This window comes from Gracilibacillus pellucidus, from assembly GCF_033949965.1.
In the GTDB taxonomy this organism is placed as follows: Bacteria; Bacillota; Bacilli; order Bacillales; family Amphibacillaceae; genus Gracilibacillus; species Gracilibacillus pellucidus.
Window position 1 is genome coordinate 126004 of sequence record NZ_JAWZSR010000001.1, and the last position, 24692, is coordinate 150695.

23 protein-coding genes and 1 tRNA gene are annotated in these 24692 nt (G+C 36.7%); 21 read left to right on the plus strand and 3 right to left on the minus strand.

Annotation, left to right across the window (positions count from 1 at the left end):
- Positions 1-32 precede the first annotated feature (32 nt).
- From SH601_RS00570 to SH601_RS00610, 9 genes are all read left to right on the plus strand, one after another.
- Positions 33-1016: a LacI family DNA-binding transcriptional regulator gene (locus SH601_RS00570; RefSeq protein WP_319956267.1), complete on the plus strand. Its 984-nt coding sequence runs from the start codon at positions 33-35 to the stop codon at positions 1014-1016.
- Between the two features lie 204 nt (positions 1017-1220).
- The gene (locus SH601_RS00575) at positions 1221-2606 is read left to right on the plus strand and encodes a sucrose-specific PTS transporter subunit IIBC (RefSeq protein ID WP_319956268.1); all 1386 of its coding nucleotides are present in this window, start codon (positions 1221-1223) and stop codon (positions 2604-2606) included.
- 34 nt (positions 2607-2640) lie between these two features.
- The gene (locus SH601_RS00580; RefSeq protein WP_319956269.1) at positions 2641-4023 is read left to right on the plus strand and encodes a glycoside hydrolase family 32 protein; all 1383 of its coding nucleotides are present in this window, start codon (positions 2641-2643) and stop codon (positions 4021-4023) included.
- Positions 4024-4036: 13 nt separating this feature from the next.
- The gene (locus tag SH601_RS00585) at positions 4037-4906 is read left to right on the plus strand and encodes an ROK family protein (protein WP_319956270.1); all 870 of its coding nucleotides are present in this window, start codon (positions 4037-4039) and stop codon (positions 4904-4906) included.
- A 171-nt stretch (positions 4907-5077) separates the two neighbouring features.
- The gene (locus SH601_RS00590) at positions 5078-5995 is read left to right on the plus strand and encodes an aldo/keto reductase (RefSeq protein ID WP_319956271.1); all 918 of its coding nucleotides are present in this window, start codon (positions 5078-5080) and stop codon (positions 5993-5995) included.
- Positions 5996-6075: 80 nt separating this feature from the next.
- The gene (locus SH601_RS00595; protein WP_319956272.1) at positions 6076-6663 is read left to right on the plus strand and encodes a histidine phosphatase family protein; all 588 of its coding nucleotides are present in this window, start codon (positions 6076-6078) and stop codon (positions 6661-6663) included.
- Positions 6653-7465, plus strand: coding sequence for a MerR family transcriptional regulator (locus SH601_RS00600; protein WP_319956273.1), 813 nt, complete (start codon positions 6653-6655; stop codon positions 7463-7465). Before SH601_RS00595 ends, SH601_RS00600 begins: the two co-directional genes overlap by 11 nt.
- An 84-nt stretch (positions 7466-7549) precedes the next feature.
- Entirely contained in the window at positions 7550-8179 is a 630-nt protein-coding gene (locus tag SH601_RS00605) for a LysE family translocator (RefSeq protein WP_319956274.1), read from the plus strand.
- Positions 8180-8239: 60 nt separating this feature from the next.
- Positions 8240-8911, plus strand: a complete 672-nt coding sequence (locus SH601_RS00610) for an NAD(P)H-dependent oxidoreductase (protein WP_319956275.1) — start codon at positions 8240-8242, stop codon at positions 8909-8911.
- A gap of 363 nt (positions 8912-9274) precedes the next feature.
- Here SH601_RS00610 and SH601_RS00615 read toward each other — a convergent pair whose 3' ends face one another.
- The gene (locus tag SH601_RS00615; RefSeq protein WP_319956276.1) at positions 9275-10465 is read right to left on the minus strand and encodes a M14 family metallopeptidase; all 1191 of its coding nucleotides are present in this window, start codon (positions 10463-10465) and stop codon (positions 9275-9277) included.
- Between the two features lie 398 nt (positions 10466-10863).
- Positions 10864-11466: a TetR/AcrR family transcriptional regulator gene (locus SH601_RS00620; protein ID WP_319956277.1), complete on the minus strand. Its 603-nt coding sequence runs from the start codon at positions 11464-11466 to the stop codon at positions 10864-10866.
- Between the two features lie 428 nt (positions 11467-11894).
- Between SH601_RS00620 and SH601_RS00625 the strand changes: the two genes are divergently transcribed.
- The 9 genes from SH601_RS00625 to zupT all read left to right on the plus strand — a co-directional run bounded on the left by SH601_RS00625 (position 11895) and on the right by zupT (position 21107).
- Positions 11895-12818 carry an AEC family transporter gene (locus SH601_RS00625; RefSeq protein ID WP_319956278.1) on the plus strand — a complete coding sequence of 308 codons (924 nt, stop codon included), beginning with the start codon at positions 11895-11897 and terminating at the stop codon, positions 12816-12818.
- A 99-nt stretch (positions 12819-12917) separates the two neighbouring features.
- A complete protein-coding gene (locus SH601_RS00630) occupies positions 12918-14186 on the plus strand; it encodes a nickel pincer cofactor-dependent isomerase, group 22 (protein ID WP_319956279.1) in 1269 nt (422 codons plus the stop codon).
- Between the two features lie 24 nt (positions 14187-14210).
- Positions 14211-14981, plus strand: a complete 771-nt coding sequence (locus SH601_RS00635) for an SDR family oxidoreductase (protein ID WP_319956280.1) — start codon at positions 14211-14213, stop codon at positions 14979-14981.
- A 44-nt stretch (positions 14982-15025) separates the two neighbouring features.
- The gene (gene larE / locus SH601_RS00640; protein WP_319956281.1) at positions 15026-15826 is read left to right on the plus strand and encodes an ATP-dependent sacrificial sulfur transferase LarE; all 801 of its coding nucleotides are present in this window, start codon (positions 15026-15028) and stop codon (positions 15824-15826) included.
- Between the two features lie 54 nt (positions 15827-15880).
- Complete coding sequence (locus tag SH601_RS00645; RefSeq protein WP_319956282.1) at positions 15881-17344, plus strand: gluconokinase; 1464 nt, start codon at positions 15881-15883, stop codon at positions 17342-17344.
- A 39-nt stretch (positions 17345-17383) separates the two neighbouring features.
- Positions 17384-18136 carry a nickel pincer cofactor biosynthesis protein LarB gene (gene larB, locus SH601_RS00650; RefSeq protein WP_319956283.1) on the plus strand — a complete coding sequence of 251 codons (753 nt, stop codon included), beginning with the start codon at positions 17384-17386 and terminating at the stop codon, positions 18134-18136.
- A gap of 101 nt (positions 18137-18237) precedes the next feature.
- Entirely contained in the window at positions 18238-18720 is a 483-nt protein-coding gene (locus SH601_RS00655; RefSeq protein ID WP_319956284.1) for a PH domain-containing protein, read from the plus strand.
- The gene (locus SH601_RS00660) at positions 18713-20179 is read left to right on the plus strand and encodes a PH domain-containing protein (protein ID WP_319956285.1); all 1467 of its coding nucleotides are present in this window, start codon (positions 18713-18715) and stop codon (positions 20177-20179) included. The genes SH601_RS00655 and SH601_RS00660 overlap by 8 nt, the downstream gene beginning before the upstream one ends.
- Before the next feature lie 121 nt (positions 20180-20300).
- Positions 20301-21107 carry a zinc transporter ZupT gene (gene zupT / locus SH601_RS00665; protein ID WP_319956286.1) on the plus strand — a complete coding sequence of 269 codons (807 nt, stop codon included), beginning with the start codon at positions 20301-20303 and terminating at the stop codon, positions 21105-21107.
- A gap of 25 nt (positions 21108-21132) precedes the next feature.
- Here zupT and SH601_RS00670 read toward each other — a convergent pair whose 3' ends face one another.
- Positions 21133-21267 (minus strand): lmo0937 family membrane protein, encoded by a 135-nt coding sequence (locus SH601_RS00670; RefSeq protein ID WP_319956287.1) that lies wholly within the window; start codon positions 21265-21267, stop codon positions 21133-21135.
- Between the two features lie 321 nt (positions 21268-21588).
- Here SH601_RS00670 and SH601_RS00675 point away from each other — a divergent pair.
- The 3 genes from SH601_RS00675 (at position 21589) to queG (ending at position 24689) form a co-directional block, all read left to right on the plus strand.
- A tRNA-Gly gene (locus SH601_RS00675) sits at positions 21589-21662 on the plus strand.
- 167 nt (positions 21663-21829) lie between these two features.
- Entirely contained in the window at positions 21830-23545 is a 1716-nt protein-coding gene (locus tag SH601_RS00680; RefSeq protein WP_319956288.1) for an ABC-ATPase domain-containing protein, read from the plus strand.
- A 1-nt stretch (position 23546) separates the two neighbouring features.
- Entirely contained in the window at positions 23547-24689 is a 1143-nt protein-coding gene (queG, locus tag SH601_RS00685; RefSeq protein ID WP_319956289.1) for a tRNA epoxyqueuosine(34) reductase QueG, read from the plus strand.
- Positions 24690-24692: the final 3 nt, after the last annotated feature.

Below are 24692 nucleotides of genomic sequence, written 5' to 3' on the forward strand. Positions count from 1 at the left end.
GAAAGTTGGACCATTGTATAAAGGAGTTTGTCATGACAACGATTAATGATATTGCCAAATTGGCTAATGTATCCAGGTCAACCGTTTCTCGTCACTTAAATAAGAATGGGTATGTGAGCCAAGATGCACAAGTACGTATAGATAAAGTGATTAAGGAAACTGGTTATCTCCCAAGTCAATCAGCCCAATCACTCCGAACGAAAAAAACAGGTGTTATTGGGGTGATTTTGCCCAAAATCAGTACAGAAACAGCCAGTAGGGTAGTAGAGGGTATTAATCAGGTGCTACAAGAAAATAACTATCAAATGTTATTAACACAGACATTATTAAACAAGGAAAAGGAAATAGAATTCATCCCATTATTACAAGCGCGCCATGTAGACGGAATTATCTTACTAGCAACAAATACGGATGATGCACTAGTAAATGAGATAAAAAAAGCCAAAGTACCGGTTGTTGTATTAGGACAAGATATGCCAGAAACAACATCGATTCAATACCCTGATTATGATGCAACCAAAAATATGGTGAATTATATGATTGAACAGGGATATCGTCGTATTAGTTTTATTGGGGTACCTGAAGATGACCCAGCGGTAGGGATTACTCGAAAAAAAGCATACTTAGATACATTAAAAGAGCATCAATTACCAGTAAAAAAAGAGTGGATAGCTTACGGTGATTTTAGTATTCCTTCTGGTTATGAGGCAATGAAAACCATTATGGGTGCAAAACAAAAGCCAGATGCAGTATTTGTGGTGACAGATAATATGGCTGTAGGAGCGATGCAGTATTTGAAAGAAAATAACCTACAACTTCCACAAGACATGGGAATTGCAACAACAGGTGTATCCCGATTATCTAAATATATTGAGCCGATCCTTGCTACGATTGATTTTCAAAATGAGCAAGCAGGTATGGCCATTACAAAATTATTAATGGAACAATTAGTTAAAACAGATAAAACGAAAAAAATAACGCATACCTATAGACGATTGCCTGGAAATAGTTTATAATCTTTTGTGACGAATGTGTGAGAACGATACCACATCATTCGTTACATTTTTAATATATGTGGGAACGATTCCATTTGTGTTTCATCATATGAATGTTTAAAGTTTATTTTTCCACAACTTAGTTTAAACGTCAGTGAAGGACGATTATGATAACGCTATACAGGAGAAAATCCCACTTTTTACAACAATAGGAGGTTACGTGAAATGGCAAGTAATGAAGAAATTGCTAAACAGGTCATAGAAGCTATCGGTGGCGAAGAAAACGTTCAGTCGATTGCGCATTGTGCAACAAGACTTCGTATCATGGTACATGACCAAGAGAAAGTGGACAAAGATGCAGTCGAAGAGATTGACAAAGTAAAAGGTGCATTCTTTAACTCTGGACAATATCAAATTATTTTTGGAACGGGAACAGTAAATAGAATCTATGAAGCTGTCACAAATCAAGGGGTGTCAGGTCGGGCGAAAGAAGAAGTAAAAGAAGATGCCAAAAAAGAAGGAACAGCCTTCCAACGTGCTATACGTACTTTTGGTGATGTGTTCGTACCAATTATTCCGGTACTTGTTGCAACCGGTTTATTTATGGGACTTAGAGGTCTCTTAACGCAAGATCAAATTCTTGCATTATTTGGTTTAACGGCTGATAGTATTCCAGAAAACTTCTTATTATTTACAGAAGTACTAACAGATACAGCGTTTGTTTTCTTACCAGCACTTGTAGCATGGTCAACATTTAGAGTGTTTGGTGGTACGCCGATTATCGGTTTAATTCTTGGTTTAATGCTTGTATCACCTGCATTACCAAATGCATGGGATGTAGCAGAGGGAGCGGCAGAACCGCTTAATTTCTTTGGTTTTATCCCTGTCACAGGATATCAAGGTTCTGTTTTACCAGCATTTTTCGCTGGATTAATCGGAGCGAAAGTAGAGAAATTCTTCCGTAAACGTGTTCCAGAAGCGTTAGACTTAATTGTAACGCCGTTTGTAGTATTGTTAATTATGATTGTTTTATCATTGTTCGCATTAGGACCAATTCTACACGTAGTAGAAAATTGGATTTTTGATGGAACAATTGCTTTGTTAGAACTACCATTTGGACTTAGTGGTTTAATTATCGGTTTCTTTAATCAATTAATTGTTATTACCGGTGTACACCATATCTTTAACTTTTTAGAAATTCAATTGCTAGATAATTTAGGGTTTAACCCATTTAACCCGATTATTACGGCTTCTATTGCTGCCCAAGGTGGTGCGGCACTTGCAGTTGCGATGAAGACAAAACAGAAGAAAGTGAAGACTTTAGCATACCCTACTTCTTTATCAGCATTTTTAGGAATTACCGAGCCAGCAGTTTTTGGGGTGAATTTACGTTACGGTAAACCATTTATTATGGGACTAGTCGGTGGTGGTGTAGCAGGTTTCGTTGCATCTATCTTTAACCTTAAGGCAACAGGAATGGCTATTACCGTTATTCCAGGTACATTGCTTTATTTAAATAGTCAGTTATTCTTATATATTTTAGTAAATATTATTGCAATTGGTGTTGCATTTACGTTAACTTATTTATTTGGTTATAAGGATAAGGAATAACGTGTCAACAGTAACTATTAAAGGAGATGATCGCATGTATAAAGATCAAGAATTACGTCAACAAGCACGAGATGCAGTAGAGAAAAAGAAAGCGATCGTCTCTTCTGATCCATACAGGCCAATCTATCACATAGCTGCACCTACAGGACTTATTAATGACCCTAACGGCTGGGTGCAATGGAATGGTGTCTACCATCTCTTTTATCAATGGATGCCTTTTAAGACGGATCATGGTGCTAAGTTTTGGGGGCATGTGTCATCACAGAATTTAGTTGACTGGCAGGAGGAAGAGATTGCTCTAACGCCAAGTGACTGGTTTGATAAAGATGGTTGTTATTCAGGTAGCGCGATTGAGCATAATGGTCAGTTGAAGCTTTTTTATACAGGAAATGTAAAAAATGATGGAGTGAGAGAAACATACCAATGTTTAGCTGTATCAAATGATGGTATCCACTTTGAGAAAAAAGGGGTACAAATTGAATTACCAGAAGGCTTCACTGCTCATTTCCGTGATCCAAAAGTATGGGAGCAGGATGGCGAGTATTATATGGTGATCGGTGCGCAAACAGATAAAGAAGAAGGAGCTGTTGTTTTGTATCAATCAGAAGACTTGAGTGATTGGCAGTTCCAAGGCATTTTAGCGGAAGGCTTCGGTTATATGTGGGAATGTCCAGATTTCTTTTCTTTAGATGGGTACGATATACTACTCTTTTCTCCACAAGGATTAGATGCTAATGGAATAGATTATCGTAATACGTATCAAAGTGGTTATGTAATTGGTAGCTGGCAGGAGTCCTTTACATTCGGTGAATTTCATGAATTAGACCGTGGTTTTGAATTTTATGCTCCTCAAACGACAATAGATGATCAAGGAAGACGACTATTGTTTGGTTGGATGGGCGTGCCTGATCAGGAGGAAGAGCACCATCCGACGAAAAACTATAGCTGGATGCACCAATTAACCATACCAAGAGAATTGGTGCTAGAGAATGGGAAAATCTATCAACAACCAGTAGCAGAATTAATGGAGCTACGTGATGAATTAATCGTTAACCAAGTAGGTTCTGTGCATACTGATATACCGAAAGCAAGCGAACTTGTATTAAATGAAATAACAAGTGAAAAAGGATATATCAAGCTATTTGATTATGCTACAATAGAGTTTGATCAACATAAGCAAACGATTAGACTGACACGACCAGCATTTGATGATGGAGAACTAGAAGAAAGAGTAGGAATTATGGAAGGTGAATTAACCGAGATTCGTTTATTCATTGATCATTCTTCTCTAGAAATATTTATTAACGGAGGCGAAGTGGTTTTCACTTCAAGAATGTTTAGTGATGTCTCTAATAGAACGCTAGAAGTAGAAGCAGAAGGTAAACTATCTATCTGGTCGTTGAAGCAAAAGTTTTAGGGAGGTAGTATAGGTGAAATTAGGTGCAATTGAAGCTGGTGGAACGAAATTTGTTTTAGCGGTAGGAAATGATCAAGGCGACATTTTGCAAAAACAAACGATTCCAACAGAACATCCTGATATTACGGTTCCGAAAGTTATAGCTTTCTTTGAAGGAACAGGTATTGAACGATTAGGATTGGGTGGTTTTGGACCGATCGATATTAATCAAACAAGCTCTACATATGGTCAACTGCAAAAAACACCAAAAACAGATTGGGTTGACTATCCATTAGGAGCTGCCTTGAAAGAAGCATTACAAGTACCAATTATTATTGATACTGATGTGAACGTGGCAGCAATGTCTGAAGCTAAATGGGGTAATGCAACAGATGTAGATACGTGTTTATATATTACAGTAGGAACAGGTATTGGTGCAGGCGCTTATTTCCATGGTCAAACATTAAAAGGCTTATCACATCCGGAAATGGGCCATATTCTTGTCAGGCGTCATCCAGAAGATACGTATGAAGGTACATGTCCTTCACATGGTGATTGTTTAGAAGGATTGGCGGCAGGTCCGGCCATTGAAGCGAGATGGGGGAAAAAAGGCCATGAATTAGCAGATAACGATAAAGTGTGGGAAATGGAAGCTTTCTATTTAGCACAAGCATTAACCAATTATATTTACATTTTATCTCCTGAACGAATTGTTATGGGTGGTGGTGTGATGAAACAGCCACAACTTTTCCCGTTGATCAGAAAAAATGTACTAGAAATGTTGAATGGTTATGTTAGTTCACCACATTTAACAGAAGAAGAAATCGATAACTATATTGTACCACCTGGGCTTACAGATGAAGCCGGTGTAAAAGGTGCATTGTACTTAGCGATGGAGAAATAATGAAAAAGGTTGCTTTTCTATATGGAAGAGTAACCTTTTTTTCTAATAGAAGAGCAGGCAATATAATCGCTTACATACTCATGCTATGCTAAAATAAAAATAAATGGGAGTTAGCGTCCTCGAACATTGAAAAGACGTTTGTCCCGTGATAAATCTAGAGAGGTGAATAAGGTGAAAAAGCTTCAATTAGGAAACAGTGGATTACAAGCTAGTGAAATTGCTTTAGGTTGTATGCGCATGAATAATTTATCGAAGCAAGAAGCTAACCGTGTAATTGAAAACGCATTAGATCTTGGGATCGATATGTTTGATCATGCTGATATTTATGGTGCAGGTACTTCGGAAGAAATTTTCGCAGATGCGATTAATATGAATCCATCGATTCGTGAGAAAATGGTAATCCAGACAAAATGCGGGATTAGACAAGGGTTTTTTGATTTTTCTAAAGAACATATTGTATCTTCTGTTGAAGGAAGCTTGAAGCGTTTGAAAACAGATTATGTAGATATTTTATTATTACATAGACCAGATGCGCTTATGGAGCCTGAGGAAGTAGCTGAAGCATTTAATGAATTGAAGAGAAGTGGAAAAGTTCGTCACTTTGGAGTAAGTAATCATAATCCGACGCAAATAGAACTATTAAAGCAACATGTTGAACAAGATTTAATCATTAATCAATTACAATTCAGTATGATGTTCACACCGATGGTTGATGCGGGGCTTAATGTCAATATGGAACAAGATCCAGCAATTGTACGTGATGGTGCGGTGCTAGATTATAGTCGACTAAACAATATTACTATTCAACCATGGTCACCATTCCAACATGGTTTCTTTGAAGGGGTATTTGTTGATAATAAGCAATTCCCAGTATTAAATGAAAAATTACAAGAATATGCAGATAAAAAAGGCGTAACAAAATCAGCGATTGCGATTGCATGGATACTGCGCCATCCAGCAAATATGCAACCAATTGTAGGTACAATGAACCCAGAAAGACTGCAAGGTATTGCGAAGGCATCAGAAATAGAACTTACAAGAGAAGAATGGTATGACCTGTATCGTACAGCAGGGAATAAGTTGCCATAATAAATAACGAAGCTGTTTATCTTGATGGTAAGCAGCTTTTTTATCTATTTTAACGCTTGTGTAAAGGAGGAATCGTTACATTGTTAACACATGTTTTCTTTGTTAGACATGCACATTCGGCGTATACTCCAGATGAATTAGGAAGACCATTATCACAAAAAGGTTTAGCTGATGCGAAAAGAGTGAGTGATATCCTAGAGAAAGAAAAAATAGATGTCATTATTTCTAGTCCATATCAGCGAGCAATCCAAACAGTAGAAAAAGTTGCAAAAACTAGAAGGAAAGAAATTATCCTAGAGGAAGCTTTTAAAGAGCGGACATTATCAGTAAAACCAGTGAAAGATTTTCCATTTGCTATAGCAAAAGTATGGGAGGAACCGACTTTTGCTTGGGATGGTGGAGAATCAAATGTGATTGCACAAAAGCGAGGTGTACAAGGATTGCTAAACACACTCGATAAGTATGAAGGACAACATATCGTGATAGCGACACATGGCAATATACTTACGCTTATCATGAATTTTTTTAATGAAAAATATGACGTACACTTCTGGGAAACACTTGATATGCCTGATGTTTATCATGTAACATTTGAGCAGAAAAAGCTGGAGGCTGTTAACAGGCTTTGGTATCGACAAGCGATAAAGGAAGAGAGAAATGAACAATAAATTTTCAATTGGTGAGATGGCTAAGCTCCATCATACAACAGTGAAAACGTTGCGGTATTATGACCAAATCGGATTGTTAAAACCAATCGAAGTTGATCCGAAAAGTGGTTATCGCTACTACTCAACAGAACAGTTTGAACATCTTCATACTATTCATTATTTGAAAGAACTGGGTTTTTCATTGAAAGAGATTAAGGAACACTTAGAAAATAGAAATATTGATGCGTTTCTAACTTTAATAGAGAAACAAAAAGAATGGACAGAAAAGAAAATTGATGAGCTTCAAAAACTAAGGCGACGTTTTCAACATAGAATCAACGATATTACGAGTGCAAGACAAGTGGATCAATTAGGTGTTGTTTCTATTAAAAAGCTTCATGAGCGTAAAATCGTTCGTTTAAAGGAAACAATTCGTACAGAACGAGAGCTTGAGCTGTCGCTTCGTCATTTAGAAAATCAAGCTGGGTTAAAATCAGCTATTTTTATAGGTGGAGTAGGGTTGACGGTAAGTAAAGATAATATAATGGCCCAACAGTTCCATGAATATAATTCGATTTTTATTTTAGTAGAAGAAGGAACGAATAGTTCAGTTACAACCTTACTACCAAGTGGGCAGTATGCTTGTATATATTATAATGGTAATCATGATGATTCAGCTAGCTATTATCAAATATTGCTACAGTATATAGAAAAACACCACTTCTCTATAGTCGGTGATGCAGTAGAGAGAACGATTATTGATCACTATATTTCTGGTAAACGAGAAGACTATTTAACGGAAATACAAATTCCGATAAAGTAATACTTCCATATCCGTAAAACTATTGACACTTCCCTTACTGGAGGGTTTATATTTTGTGTAGTATATGTATAGGGGAGTGAGATAATGTTATTTGATACATCAACGATATTGCTTTTTATGGGAGCGGCCATTATTTTGATTATTATTCCAGGGCCTGACTTAGTCTTTACGATTACACAAGGCATGACAAATGGTAAAAAAGCAGGAATTACTACAGCGATGGGACTGAGTTTAGGTAATGTTGTTCATACATTGGCAGCTGCGCTAGGTTTGTCGCTAATTATCATGACTTCAGTAACGGTCTTTACTATATTTAAAATAGTAGGAGCGGCTTATTTATTTTATCTAGCTTATCAAGCTTTTCAACATCGTAAGGATGAAATGACACTTCAAGCTGTAGAGAAAAAGGCGTCAAAAAGTTTGTTTTTCCGAGGCTTGCTGATGAATGTTTTAAATCCAAAGGTAGCAATTTTTTATTTGACGTTTCTACCACAATTTGTTCATTATCAAGCAGGCCATATTCCGTTACAAATGTTCATTTTAGGAATTGTTTTTATTATCATGACAGCTATTATTTTTAGTGTGTTAGGTTATTTTTCTGGAGTGTTTGGGGAACGATTGTTACAAAGCCCACGCTTTAATGAATATTTGAACATAGTAGCGATGATTATTTTTATTGGGTTAGGGATAAAACTATTAACAACACAGTTATAAGCAAAAGGTTTTGTTTACTGTTAAATTGTTCGTATAATGAAGAAGAAGGAGGAATACATAATGAATAAAGATTCAATCAAAAAAGATATCATAGAAGCAATGCATATGCGTCATGCAACGAAAAAATTTGATCCTACGAAAAAGATAGAGGAAGAAGATTTTCGTTTTATCTTGGAAACAGGCCATTTATCACCAAGTTCGTTTGGTGTTGAACCGTGGCGATTTTTAGTCGTACAAAGTCCAGCATTACGTGAAAAGATTAAAGATACTTCATGGGGAGCAAGAGGAAAAATAATGGATGCGAGCCATTTTGTTATATTTTTAGCAAGAACCGCAAAAGACACTAAATATGACGCAGCATATCTTGCTGACCAGCTTAAACAAGTTCAGAAGTTACCAGATGACAGAGCACAAGGATTACTATCAATGATTGAACAATTCCAAAAAGAAGATTTTGATTTATTGGTAGATGACCGCAGAATGTTCGACTGGGCATCGAAACAAACATATATTGCCCTAGCAAATATGATGACAGCAGCTGCACAGATTGGTGTAGACTCTTGTCCGATTGAAGGTTTTCCAATCAAAGAAATGAACGATCTATTACGTGAGGAAGGTTTATTAGAAGATGACAGTTTCTCTATTTCCGTGATGGCTGCGTTTGGCTATCGTGAAGGCGATGTACCAACGAAAAGTAGACGTTCATTTGATGACGTAGTGAAGTTTGTTTAAATAGAAAAGTATGTCTTCGAGAAAGTATCTCTCGAAGACATAAATTACTAAAAAGAGAAAGTTATGTCCGTGAGAAGCCGTCTCGAAGACAAAACTCACTAAAAAGAGAAAGTTATGTCCATGAGAAGCCGTCTCGGAGACAAAACTCACTAAAAAGAGAAAGTTATGTCCGTGAGAAGCCGTCTCGAAGACAAAACTCACTAAAAAGAGAAAGTTATGTCCGTGAGAAGCCATCTCGAAGACAAAAGTCACTAAAAAGAGAAAGTTATGTCCATGAGAAGCCGTCTCGAAGACAAAACTCGCTTCAAAAAGAAAGTTATGTCTTTGAAAAAGCTTCTCGAAAACATAATTCCAACTTTCTTGTTACATATACAAAGTCGCTAGCATTATCCCAAGTGTTTTCTGATAGATATCATCAAATTGCTCAATAGGAAGAGGGTTAACCCCTGTTCCTAATTCAACAGTGTAGCCTGGCCGTTGGAACTCTTGGATAAACCAATCTTTGTATCCCGCATAGCTATCTACATATTGAATCGGTTCATATCCAGTGACACGACTGAATTCTGTGACTATTGTTTCTGATGCAGGTGGCTCCATTCCTTGATATCCCCAAAAAATAACTTCGCCTTGCGTGTGAAAGGCATTAACGATTTCAAATGGCCGATCTTGAGCTAAATTCGCCATAGCAATCGCTTCTGGTTCTGTCAGGGGCTGATAACCTGGGAAATCACGTGGTGCAGGTGTGTCTGGTTTTCTCGCTTGTTCTATATCCCATAATGCAGGATATTGGTTGTTTAAGTCTACCCCGTTGATATTGGCTTTCCAACTAGAAAAATCAGGGTTGTCATTGTTTAGTAATAAAACAAATTCTTCTTGGTCCTCTGCTGCAGTGGCTCCGTTAATAACTAGATTGACACCATCCGGATTAACCATTGGTACGAGTGACAGCGTATTGGCTTCGAAAAGATCTAGCACATTCCAACCTCGTAATGATGTATTATTGGTTAAAGCCAATGCATATTGATTAAGAAATAACATGATAACAGGCGTTGTAATCCATTCTTGAGCGTGAAACGCCCCGTTAATGTGTTTCACCCGATTTCCTGTACCAATAGTTAATTCAATGATTTCTTTGTTTAGCACGGAATTTCCGATTATTCGTTGCTGGATAAATGGATAAAGTTCTGTAATCTGTTGCATATCATGGAGCATTTTTTCGTATGTGTAGTTATTGACATCTTCTATTAATAGATTCGTTACACGTTGTGGGACGATAATTGTTTGCCCAATTTGAAGTTGATAGGGATCGATAGTAGGATTTACTCTCATTAGTACATCTACAGAAAGGTGGTTAGCTTGTGCGATGGTCCACAAACTATCATTTGCCTGGACTGTATAGTTTGTGGAACGAAAACCGGGAATATTCACGTCATCTCCTATCATTAATTGATTAGGATTTAACTGACTATTAGATGCGATGATAATTGGTAGAGAAAGTTGGAAAAGCTGACTGAATTGCCAAAAGGAATCACCTTGGATTACGCTAATTTTCATAAGTTGCCCTCCGTTCTATACTAATAACTTTACTTTAGCAGCACAATATAATGAAGAACTTATGTTATGTATAAAAAAGCCAGACAGTTAACATGATTTATCACGGTGCATGAGTCCATAAAACCCCATTTCAAGGTTCTAGTTAAAACAAAAAAGCTAAGTGGGGGATAAACTTACGCTAACTCCCTGATAAGTTTCGCTAACAATCAGTGGGAGTCAAAAACTCCCACTGATTGAAGTCTCACTTTATGTGTATAACTGTTTGACGCAGCGCCTTTTGCATTATTATTTAAGTATATGAACTAGTATGCGGAATATTCCTCATTAAAAAATCGTCATTCCTAAAAAATGACGATTTTAACTATATATTTATCACGGTGGATGTATCTGTAATCCTCTTACTTTAAAACTCCATGTTTAACAAATTGCAGTTGTGACTCATATTTTTGTAGAGCTTCTTCCAAAGAAATTTCTTTAGAGAATTTGTTGATCATGTTACGAATAGTAACAGCGGAAATTAACTGCATTAACGGAAATAATTCTTCGTCTGTTTCAATCTTTAAAGAAGAAAAATCTATTTGTTGTGCGATTCGCTGGAAATGATATAGATGTTCATCACTAGCAAATATACTTAATAGAGCATCCTCCATTCTATGATCCATGTGTAATAGAGAATGATGGAAAAAGGTGAAGTGTTCTTTCTCTTCTATAAGTATTCGATAAAATTCTATACAGGCATTAAACAAGTTTCCTTTATTTTTTTTTAAAATGTAAAGAAATTTTTCCATCGCTAAACTTGTCTGTTGGTTAAAAACATAAAAATAAGCGTCTTCTTTATCAACAAAATATTGATAAAAGCTACCTCTTGGGATTTCTGCATATTCGATAATATTAGCAATCGAAGCTTTAGTTAATGGAACAGTAGAAAATTCCTGATAAAGAGCATTTAATAATTTTTCTTTCTTTCCAGATGGTAAGTTGAAAAATGTGGCGTTTGGCACTTTTGTTACCCCTTTTACTTCTTTATTTTTACATTGAGTCAACACATCTGCGCAAACTATTTTATTGCAATGATGTAAAATGTAATCTCTAGATTTAATAAAATATCTCTTATTATATCGGCTAGATAACATAGAATATAAAGAAAGAATGATAATAAATTTTTAAAATACCAATATCATAAAAACAAGTTTTCTTTTATCATAGTGTGAACGTTTGTAAAATATCCACTGATTGAAGTCTTGCCATCATCAGTAACCAAAAAGTTTGTATTAAACATCTCATACTAAATAATTATCCTGTTAATAACAAAAAAGTTATCCTTTTTGATAAAAGGATATTTCTTTATCCAATTTTATATGATATCATCAAAATAACAACGTTGTTATTTTTGAAAGGAAAACGATTGCGGTGTAAAGGGAGTGAGCGTTTGACAGAATTTCTCGTCATCTTTCAGGATGTAATTCTCCCGATATTTATCTTGTTGGTGATTGGCTTTTGTTTACACATGAAGTTTAAGCTTGATTTAGCAACGCTTGCGAAATTAAATATTTACTTTGTTGTACCTGGTTTTATCTTTGTACGACTGTATGAAGCAAATTTTAGTCTTCAGTTATTTGTGCTAGTCCTAGCTTTTTTCTTATTGTTAGTCTTGTTACTGTATTTGTTAGCGATTATAATGGCAAAAATAATGGGAATAAAAAATGGCAAGCGGACAACATTTGCTAATAGTGTGATGTTTTTTAATTCAGGTAATTACGGTGTTCCTGTAAATGATTTAGTCTTCCGTGGCGATCCATTTGCCATGTCTATTCAAGTGATTGTACTAACATTGCAAAATATATTCTTGTTTTCTTACGGGATTTTTTCGTTAAGAGCAGCGCAAGATGGTAAGTGGAAAGCGGCTTTAGGGTATTTTAAAATGCCGGTTTTATATGCGATGCTTGCTGGTGTTTTGTTAAATATAGCAAACATTCCTATTCCTAAACCGATTTGGACGTCCGCTAATTACATAGCAGACGCGATGATTGCACTTGCATTGATTACATTAGGAGCACAGGTTGCTAGACTTAAATTTTCGAAGAAGCTATCTATTGTTTATGCAAGCGTTACATTGCGTTTGATCGGGGGACCTGTACTTGCGTTTGTGATCATTCATATTTTTCAACTAGATGGAATAGTAGCACAAACGTTACTAATCGCTGCTGCAATGCCTACTTCTGTTAATAGTGCTGTGATTGCGGAAGAATATAATAGCTATCCAGACTTAGCTGCGCAAACGGTTCTTTTTTCCACAATAGTTAGTATGTTAACGGTAACGGTAACGGTATACATGGCACAATTATTATATTAATGAAGGTGTTTTGAATTAATTTGTTCATCAAACTAATCAGTGCTATACTTAATTATATACTTATGTTAAGCGTTATCATAAAAGTGAGGAGTGATTTATATGGGGATTTTACATGAATTAGTTCAACATATTCCTGTTCCAAAAATGATGAAAGTGAAACAGTCATTTGATGATCGTTATATAGAAGAGTTAGGTGAAGTATTGGAGGAAGAATTAAATCGAAAAGAAGTTATCAATCAGATCAAACCAGGTATGGAAGTTGCTGTAGCAGTAGGTAGTCGCGGTCTTGACCGCCTAGTAGAAACAACCAAAGTGACAATTGATTTCTTGAAAGAGCATGGTGCTACACCATTTATTGTGCCGTGTATGGGAAGTCATGGGGGTGCTACAGGTCCCGGTCAAAAAGCTGTTTTAGAGCATTTAGGGATAAAAGAAGAAGTGGTAGGTGCGCAAATTCGTTCATCTATGGAAGTAGTCAAAATTGATGAGCTACAAAATGGCTTGCCCATTTACGTTGATAAGCTTGCTTCAGAAGCTGACGGTATTGTTGTAATCAATCGTGTCAAACCACATACTGCCTTTCGCGGTCCGGTAGAAAGCGGAATTATGAAAATGATTAGTATTGGTTTAGGTAAACAAAAAGGTGCAGAAGCTTGTCATCAATTAGGTTTTAAACATATGGCAGAACATGTACCGGCAATGGCTAAAGTTATTATTGATAAGACACCAATTATGTTCGGTGTCGCAACAGTAGAAAATGCTTTTGATAAGGTAGCGAAATTAGAAGTGTTATTACCAGAAGAAATCGAAGAACGTGAACCAGAATTGCAAAAACTTGCAAAAAAATCGTTGCCGAAGCTGTATTTTGACCAAATTGATGTATTAATTATCGATGAAATCGGTAAAAACATTAGTGGTGATGGAATGGACCCGAATATTACAGGGCGCTATCCAACCCCTTATGCATATGGTGGACCCGAAGTATCTAAAATGGTTGTTTTAGATTTAACAGAAGAGACAGAAGGCAATGCAAATGGTGTAGGTACAGCGGATTTCACCACTCAAAAGCTTGTTGATAAGATGAATCGTGAGGTTACATATGCAAACGGATTAACGTCAACCGTAGTTGGACCAACACACATTTCTACAGCGATGCCAAATGATCAAACTGCTATTCAAGCGGCGATTAAAACGTGTAATATTTTAGATTTTAGTAAGGCAAGAGTAGTCCGCATTAAAAACACGTTAGAAGTCGGTGAGATAGAAGTATCGGAGAATATGTTAGAAGATGTTGCAAAGCATGAAAATATCGAAAAAATATCTGGTTTATACAATTGGACATTTGATCAGCACGGAAATTTACAATAAATAAACGAAGGAGAGGAAATAGAAATGAGTAAATTATTTGATCTAACAGGTAAAGTAGCAGTAGCGCTTGGGGGAAATAGTACGTTAGGTGGTGCTATGGCAAAAGGGTTAGCAGAACATGGTGCAAAAGTGGCAATTGTCGGACGTAATGTTGATACGATAGACGCGACAGTAAAAGAAATTCAAGCAGCAGGTGGTGAAGCAAAAGCTTTTCAAGCAGATGTAAGCGATGTATCCACGGTGGAAAATGTAGCAAAAGAAATTGAAGCTTGGTCAGGTGGATGGGACATTTTATTAAATGCACCAGGTATGAATAGTACAACACCATACTTAGAACTTTCTACAGAAGAATGGGATCGAATTATGGATGTTAACTTAAAAGGTATTGTGTTTGCTACGCAAATTTTCGCGAAAAAAATGGTAGAGCAACAACGTTCGGGAAGTATTATTAATATTTCGTCTGTTTCTTCAACAACACCACTTTCTAAAGTGTTTACTTATTCTGCATCGAAAGCAGCGATTAATAGTGTAACGCAATATTTAGCGCGTGAGTTTGCGCCACATAATATTCGTGTTAATGGTATTATTCCTGGTTTCTTCCCAGCTGAACAAAACCGTAAAATTTTGAGTGAAGATAGAGTGAATTCAATTATGAATCATACTCCGATGAAACGATTTGGTGATCCAGAAGAATTAAAAGGGGCTACTGTTTATCTTGCTTCAGATAAAGCAAGTGGATTTGTTACAGGAGAATTGTTACGAGTTGACGGTGGTTTTGGCAGTATGACGATTTAAGGTGTATGAAATGATAGTCAAAACCATAAAAGGAGAGAGCAATCATGATCGAACAAAAACAACAAAAACTAGCGTCTATTCTTCAAGATATGGGGCAGGTAGTTGTAGCGTTCTCTGGAGGTGTGGATAGTACATTTTTATTGAAAGTAGCTGTAGACACACTTGGTGTCGATAATGTGCTTGCCGTAACAGCAGATTCAGAAACCTATCCGACACGTGAATTAGAAGAAGCGAAGCAATTAGCAACTCATATTGGTGCTAGACATCAAGTGATTGAAACTAGTGAACTAGCGATTCCGGGGTATACAGAAAATACAGCAAATCGTTGTTATTTTTGTAAACATAGCTTGTTTAGTCATATTAGGCCGATTATGGAGGAGAAAGGTTTTCAAAATGTTGTCTATGGTGTTATAGCTGATGATGCTAATGAATTTCGCCCTGGAATGAAAGCTGCAAAGGAAAAAGGCGTGCGTGGTCCTCTACAAGAAGCAGAATTATATAAAGAAGAAATAAGAGAATTGTCTAAGCAAGCTGGCTTACCAACTTGGAATAAACCATCATTTGCTTGTTTATCTTCAAGAATTGCCTATGGTGAAACCATTACGAAGGAAAAGCTTACGAAAGTGGATAGAGCAGAAGCTTTTTTGAAAACAATTGGTCTACGTCAAGTAAGAGTTCGTACCCATGGTGATATTGCTAGAATTGAAGTAGAAGAACAAGATATGCAGAGGGTATTAGCTAATCATGGTCGTATAACAGAGAAATTACAAAGCTATGGATATAAATTTGTTACAATGGATTTAGTAGGTTATGAAAGTGGTAGTATGAACCGTGCTTTATCATAAGGTGAGGTAAAAGCTTTGGAATTTTCCAAAGCTTTTACTAATAAGGAGGTTACTATGGAAAAAGTAGTTATCGGTCTAGATTTTGGGACTACAAGTGTAAAGGCTGTTGCATTTAACTTGCAAGGAAAGGTTCTGTATGAGGCAGAGCAGTTAATCGAAACATATTATCCTGCAGAAAGTTTTGTCGAACAAAAGCCTGATGAAATTGATAAAAGTACTCGTATTGTATTAGCAAATCTTTTTGCGCAAACAAGTAATGATAAGGTGTTAGCTGTTGGCGTTTCTTGTGCAATGCACTCTTTAATTTGTGTCGACCAAGTAGGGACTCCATTGTCTAATATGTCGATTTGGTCGGATGGAAGAAGTAGTGAATTAGTTGCAAATCTTGATGCAGAGTTAAAGCAAACCATTTATCGAAAAACAGGTACACCTATTCATCCGATGTCACCATTGTTAAAATTAATGTGGATGAAGGAAAGTGACTATCAGCCTTATCAAGAAGCAGCTTATTTTATGTCGTTGAAAGAATACTTTTTGTTCAAATGGTTTGGTAAGCGAGTCGTTGATTATTCGATGGCATCAGCTACAGGGTTGATGAATATAAAATCATTAGACTGGGATGATGAGGTGCTTGCACATGCAGGTATCACACGTCAACAACTTGCAGAGATTGTTGCGCCAACAACAATCGTGGATGGACTGAATCCAGTAATAAGCGAAGAGCTAGGTTGGCCGGACGGAGTACCACTAGTCATTGGTGCTGCAGATGGACAATTAGCAAACCTTGGTAACGGTGCTATTGAGCCAGGAGAAGTGGCAGTAACAGTTGGGACAAGTGGGGCAATCCGGCAATTAATTTCAGGTCAGCATGTAAATGATAATGGCGAGACATTTAGTTATGCATTTACAGCAGATACATCGATTATTGGTGGTCCGACGAATAATGGTGGAATTGCATTACAGTGGTTAAAAGATGTAATGGAGTACGATGGAAGTCATGAACAATTTTTAGCCGGTGCAGAACATGTAGAGCCTGGGGCAGAAGGGTTGCTATTTGTACCATATGTTAATGGTGAGCGTGCACCTGTGTGGAACCAAGAAGCACGAGGTAATTTTTACGGATTAAGTGTTACTCACCGCCGTCCACAATTAGTCCGAGCTGTATTAGAAGGGATTGTCTTTAATTTGTATCAAATTGCTCAATCACTAGAAGCGATTGCTGGTGCGCCAACAACTATTTCAGTTAATGGTGGACTCTCTAAATCTACACTTTGGGTGCGAATATTAGCAGATGTATTTGGTAAAGAAATTCAGCTTGCAGATACACATCATAGTGCCGCGTGGGGAGCTGGTTGGACAGCACTTGTCGCAATTGAACAAGTAGAATCATTCGAACAAATTAAAAAAAATATTCCGATCAACAAAGTCATTCAACCCAATATGGACCGTCATGAAGAATATAAAAAAATATTCAAGAAATACCAACAACTAGCAAAAGATGTAGAGAAGTATTTTTAAGATAAGGATAAATATGTCAGATTATATGGAAGTGATCAGATGCTTGAAGAAATGTTACAGAAAGTAGCTAATGGTGAGTTATCACCAGCTGAGGCGAAAGAAAAACTAGCAACATTTGAAAATTTAGGTTTTGCCAAGGTAGATCATCATCGAAAAAAACGACAAGGTTTTCCTGAGGTAATTTTCGGTGAAGGAAAAGAAGCCTCGCAAATAATCGATATTTCCCGGGCAATGATGATGAAAAAAGACAATATTTTAGTAACGAGGGTTTCTGATTTGAAAGCGAAAGAAATTGTCAAACAATTACCAGATTTTCAGTATGATCATACAAGCAGAACGTTATGTATGAAAAATAGTGATGAGATGTCGTTAACTAAAGGCTATATTGCCATTTTATGTGCGGGAACTTCTGATTTACCTGTTGCAGAGGAAGCTGCTAAAACAGCCGAAGCGTATGGTGTAGAGGTAAGACGTTTTTATGATATAGGTGTAGCAGGTATCCACCGACTTTTCGCACATATTGATGAAATTAGGGAAGCAACTTCTTCTGTTGTAGTAGCAGGGATGGAAGGAGCATTGCCAAGCGTAGTTGGTGGACTTGTTTCACATCCTATTATCGCTGTGCCAACAAGTGTAGGCTATGGTGCTAATTTTCAAGGAATTTCTGCACTATTAACGATGCTGAATTCTTGTGCATCAGGTATAAGTGTTGTGAATATAGATAATGGATTTGGTGGAGCATATAATGCCGTCATGATTCATCGGATAGCGAATCAAACATTACATAAATGATTAGCAAGTATTAGTTTCATGTTATAGTAAGGAAATAGTTTTGGGAAATTGTGAAACTATTTCCTTATTTATTTCGTAGTATGTATAGAGGGGGGAAGAAAATGAGAGAACAACCGAGTGAAAGAATCGCGTTAGATGCCATGAAGGCGTGGAAAATTTCCGCGCATCTTGTAGCTATTATTTTATTATTACTAACTATTGGTGCGTTTGTCGCTGTCTATTTTCTTGATTTTGTACCATATTGGGCGGCAAGTATTTTTGCTGGATTATCCATTTTAATTTGGATTGTTAGTGCATTTATCATACCAAAAATAAGGTGGAGACGCTGGAGATATCAAGTTTATGATCAAGAAATATACATACAGAATGGTATTTTAATTGTAACAAGAACCTTAGTTCCAATGATTCGAGTGCAACATGTTGATACACAACAAGGTCCGATTTTAAAAAGGTATGGACTCGCAACATTACAGATTTCAACTGCTGCAACGAAACATGAGATTCCAGCTTTACTAGAAGAGGAAGCAGCAGCCTTGCGCGATCAAATCTCTGAATTAGCGAGGGTGGAGCAAGATGATGTCTGAACCGAAGCGTTTGCATCCTGCTGGCATGATACTTGATATCTTACTAGCTATCCGACATTCTATTCTTGGTTTTCTGCCAGTTGTCGCTATCGCTTTAGCAAATAGTGAGTGGCTTATCCTTGGTATTGGAGCTGCTGTGTTTTTAGGTTTGATTATAGTGAGTGGTGTATTATCATGGTGGCGATTTACTTATCAATTAGAAGAAGATCAGATTAGAATTGAAAAAGGTATTTTTATTCGAAAGAAACGAACCATTTCGAAACATAGAATTCAGTCGATTGATTTATCACAAAACATCGTCCACAGAATGTTTGGTTTGACAAAGGTTCAGATTGATACAGCAGGCAATGACAATGATATAGATGCCGCTTTATCAGCTGTAACAATGGCTGATGGAAAAATGATTCATGATCAATTGAAATACAAAAAACGAGTAGAGATGGATGAAATCAAAGAAGAATCTGGCGAAATTACTGAAGAAGTAGAGGCTAAACCGAAGAAAAAATACCCGAGCAAAAAAATTACATTGCAAACATTGGTGGCAGCAGGATCTACATCAGGAAGTTTCGGTATTATTTTAGGTTTATTCGGTGTATTCTTTTCTTCTATTGAAAGCTTTATACCTGATCGTTATTATACACAAGCAACAGAGTGGTTGATTTCACAGGCGGCACAACTGTTGGTTATATATGGTGTTATCACGTTGTTGATCGTATGGTTAATAGGGATTTTGCAAACAGTCATTCAACATTGGAATTTTACAATTACGAGATATGATAAAGAATTATTTATTACAAGAGGTCTGTTAGAGAAGAAACAATCAACTATTCCGTTGAAAAAGATCCAAGCAGTTGGCATGAAAGAATCGATCGTACGCCAACCATTAGGACTTGCTTCATTATATGTTGAGATTGCAAGTGGCGATATCGGGCAGACGCAAGATACACATACCTTGATTTTTCCATTAATGCGTAAAAAGCATATAACTAAATTTTTGCAAGAAATTTTACCAGAGTATCACTATACTACGGAGGGATTAGTTAAATTACCGACAAGAGCACTTCCGTATTATATAGTAAGATCGATCATTTTACCTACAATTGTAACAATTGTCTTTGCTTTCACACTAACAAAGTTTGTTTGGATACCGGCACTCGCGATATTACTTTTTGTAGTTTATGCCTATATTCAATTTAAAACAACAGGTTATCTTATCAATGGTAGAGAGATAATCATTCAGAGTCGCATGTTGACGAAAGATACAGCAATTGTCCCACAAAATAGAATACAATCTCTTCAAAAGAAGCAACACCTATTACATCGTAAGCAAAAATTAGCGACATTAGATGCTTCAATATTAAGTAAATTTATGGGGCGTCATTTTATTGTAAGAGAGTTAAGGCAAGAGGATGTTGATCGGATAGCAGATTGGTACTCTTTTCGAGATAAAGCAGAGTAAAGTATATTAAGGATAATTAGTACAAAATGAAGTACTAATTATCTTTTTTTGTAGTGGTAACTTTTTCATTAATGGGCATATACATAATCATGTTAGTTAATAACAGAGAGGTGTGCGCTTAATGGGATTTGAAGAGGTGATTTGGGCGTTTAGCTTAACGTTACTAGCAGGTTTAGCAACAGGTGTAGGTAGTTTACTAGCGTTTTTTACATCTAGAACAAATACGAAATTTTTATCATGGGCATTAGGTTTTTCGGCGGGGGTAATGATTTATGTGTCGATGGTAGATATTTTTGTAAAAGCACAAGAATCATTAGTGGCTGAACTTGGTGAGAGGAATGGCAGTTGGTTAACCGTTCTTAGTTTCTTTGGTGGCATACTTTTAATAGCGTTAATTGATAAATTTATTCCTAAACAAGGAAATCCACATGAATTAAAAAAAGTAGAAGATATGAAGAAGAAAACGAAGACAGATGATGAGTTGTTGAAAATGGGTATGTTTACGGCGGTAGCTATTACGATTCATAATTTTCCAGAAGGAATCGCTACCTTTACAGCGGCATTACAAGACCCTGCTTTAGGTGTTGTGATTGCAATAGCTGTTGCTATTCACAATATTCCTGAAGGGATTGCGGTATCTGTACCGATTTATTTTGCGACAGGAGATAAAAAGAAAGCTTTTAAGTTGTCCTTTTTGTCAGGGTTGGCGGAGCCTGTTGGTGCCATTATAGCTTTTTTATTTTTAATGCCCTTTTTATCTGAGGTGACTTTCGGGATTATTTTTGGTGCGGTTGCTGGCATAATGGTTTTCATCTCGTTAGACGAGTTATTACCAGCAGCAAGAAAATATGATGAAACACATACACCGATTTATGGATTAATTACTGGAATGGCGGTGATGGCGTTAAGTTTACTACTCTTTATTTAAGTAAAAGCAGGGATTCTCCCTGCTTTTACTTTCTGATAAGTTTAATGATGAACACAATCCCTGCTATTACGAGTAAAATATGAATAAGACCACCAGCTATTTTGAAAAGGAAACCTAACAGCCATGCTAATAATAAAATACCAATAATCGTCCAAATCATCGTATCAGCTCCTTGTATGTTAGTACTTATAATGTATCCTTTTAGCGACAATTTTAAACTTTTTTCGAAAAAATGTTGCATTTATATAAATAGCTTGTTATAATAATCAACGTGGTTTCGTTAAGGAATTGTTAACGAATTTTAATATATTTTTAATATAAAAGATGCGGGTGTAGTTTAATGGCAAAACCCCAGCCACGAGCGAAACTTCTACCGAATAAACTTCGAGTTGTTCCGAAGCATATTCATCTTTGAAAAACTAGCAGATGCAGGAACATGTTTTGCGTAATTTTAAAGGAAAATTTATAAGTAGTTATTTATGCGGGTGTAGTTTAATGGTAAAACCCCAGCCTTCCAAGCTGATGTTGAGGGTTCGATTCCCTTCACCCGCTCCATACATAGGTTTGAACGTAGTGTTTCGTTTTAAAATGAAGCATTACGTTTTTTTAGTCTATCCAAAAGTTATAATGGTTCGCAAAAAGCGAAAGAATATACTTGCATCCTATCATTTACAACTTGTATTGTAGAAAATGAATGAGAACAAATACGAGGGGTTATTAATATGAAAAAATTACAACAACTCTTAAAAACAATAGACGGAAAAGGATATAAAGGATATAAATCCATTCAAGGACGTTATTCTTTTCATCGTTATGAATTGGCAGTTGATTATGTACAAGGGGATCCATTTGCATCACCATCAAAAATTAGGATCATTATTCCTCAAGCCTATCGTCCGTTAAAAGAGGAATGGAAACAGTCAAAAGAAAGAACGGTATATGTAGCGGACCATATTACTAGATCCGTAGCGAAAGCGATACAACAAGAAACAAAGCAATCACGTGGTTCTGGAAAAAGTGGCTTAGTTCACATTGATCAACCTGGTCAAGAAATTTTAGAACGGACCGCAGTACAAGTTAAACAAGATAAGACGATTATTTGTTTATCTGTTGGCTTACCTGCAAATGGTCGGCGTATTAATGGTAAAGAAGCGGAAAAATTATTCTTCACCATTTTGCCATCCGTTCTACGCCACTCAATATTTAGTCTAACAGATCAAGAACTAGAAGAATCAGCTCGATTGGCAGACCAGCATGTCGCTATTCGCAAAAAAATGAAAGAACATAACTGGATTGCATTTATTGCTGATGGTGCGATTTTGCCTAGGGAGAGCGGTGTAACGAGTAAGCCATTAAAAGATGCCGTATCTTTTAAAAGTCCTGAAGAAAATCGTGTGGAAGTGGATATTCCACACAGAAATCAACCATTAACAGGAATGTCGCTTAAAAAAGGCATTAGCTTAATTGTCGGTGGCGGTTATCACGGTAAGAGTACGGTGTTACAAGCTTTGGAGAATGGAGTCTATCCACATATCCGTGGAGATGGTCGTGAATATGTTTTAACAGATTCTGATGCGGTGAAAATTAGAGCAGAAGATGGTAGACAAGTAACGTCTGTCAATATTTCTGCGTTTATTAATGATTTACCACACGGCCAATCAACGACTCATTTTACAACGGAGAATGCAAGTGGTAGTACATCACAAGCTGCAAATGTTATTGAAGCAATTGAAGCCGGTGCGACAACATTGTTAATCGATGAAGATACGAGTGCGACGAATTTCATGATTCGTGATGCGCGTATGCAAGCACTTGTGCATCAAAATAAAGAACCTATTACACCATTTATTGATAAAATTAAACAATTACGAGATGATTTACAAGTTTCTACAATATTAGTAATGGGCGGATCTGGTGATTATTTTGATGTAGCAGATGAAGTGATCATGATGGATCAATACGAACCATTTAATGTAACGAACAAAGCACGTGAAATCATGAAGCAATATCCTGCATCACGTCAGGCTACAATAGAACAACTAACAGACAAAATAAATGAACGTGTTTTCTTACCATCAACACTTCAACTTCAAAAAGGCCAGAAGAAAAAAGTACAGGCTAAAAGTCTAGACACCATTTTGATGGGAAGATCAACTATCCAACTTCAGGATGTGGAACAGTTAGTGGACTCTTCTCAAACAAGAGCTATAGCTGAGCTACTTCGCTATATGGAAGCAGAAGGGGCATTAAAACAAGGAAAATCATTAGTCACATTATTAGATGAAATCGAAGACATTGTAGACCAGAATGGTTTGAGTGTGTTCGCTAAGTTTCCGAAGCAACATCCAGGTGACTTAGCAAGGCCGCGACGATATGAAATAGCAGCTTGCTTGAATCGAATGCGAACAGCAAAAGTTAATGGACAAGGTAGTGAATAATATGGCCTATCAACAATTAAAGGAAGAATTAATCGCATATAGTAAAGAAATTGGCATTGATCAAATTGGCTTTACAAGTGCAGACACTTTTTCGGAGTTAAAAGCACGCTTAGAAGAACAACAGGCATTAGGGTATGCCTCAGGCTTTGAAAAAGGAACAATCGCCGAAAGAACGGAGCCTAAACGATTAATGCCTGGCGCAGAATCAATCATTGCTATTGCTTTAGCATACCCAACGAAAATAAAAAATGACCGAAAAAGTGTTAAAGGTGATCGTCGTGGTATGTTCGCCAGAGCTTCATGGGGAACAGATTATCATATTGTTCTAAAAGAAAAATTAGACAAACTTGTAACTTTTTTAGCAGAAAGAGTACCTGGCTTTGAATCTCGTTCAATGGTTGATACAGGAGAATTATCGGATAGAGCAGTGGCAGAGCGAGCAGGGATTGGTTTTAGTGGGAAAAATACGTTTATTATTTCACCTGAATATGGTACGTACACCTATTTAGGTGAGATAATTACTAATATACCTTTTACTCCTGATGAGCCATTAGGTGATGGTTGTGGAACGTGTACAAAGTGTATTGACGCATGCCCAACAGGGGCACTTGTAGAAGCTGGTAGATTGAATGCGCAGCAATGTTTAGCATTTTTGACCCAAACAAAAGGGTATATGCCTGATGAGCATCGAGATAAATTAGGTAATTTCATTTATGGTTATGAAACATGTCAAGTTGTCTGTCCATATAATAGGGGAGTTGATTTTCACAATCATGAAGAATTTGAGCCCGATCCAGATTTAGTGAAACCACGACTTGTAGATTTACTTGATATATCTAATCGTGAATTCAAAGAAAAATTTGGTAAAATGGCTGGTTCTTGGAGAGGGAAAAAACCACTTCAACGTAATGCGATTCTTGCATTAGCTCATTATAAGGAAACGTCAGCAGTTGATCAGCTCATCGCGTTAATGAAAGAAGATCCACGTCCAGTGATCCGCGGAACTGCTGCATGGGCTCTTGGGAAAATTGGCGAAGACCACGGATTCCGAGCAATAAAAGAAGCGATGCAGAATGAAGCAGACACGGAAGTGATAAAGGAGATGGAAAAAGGTTTGCAGTTTGAACAAAAATCGGAGGTGTAAATA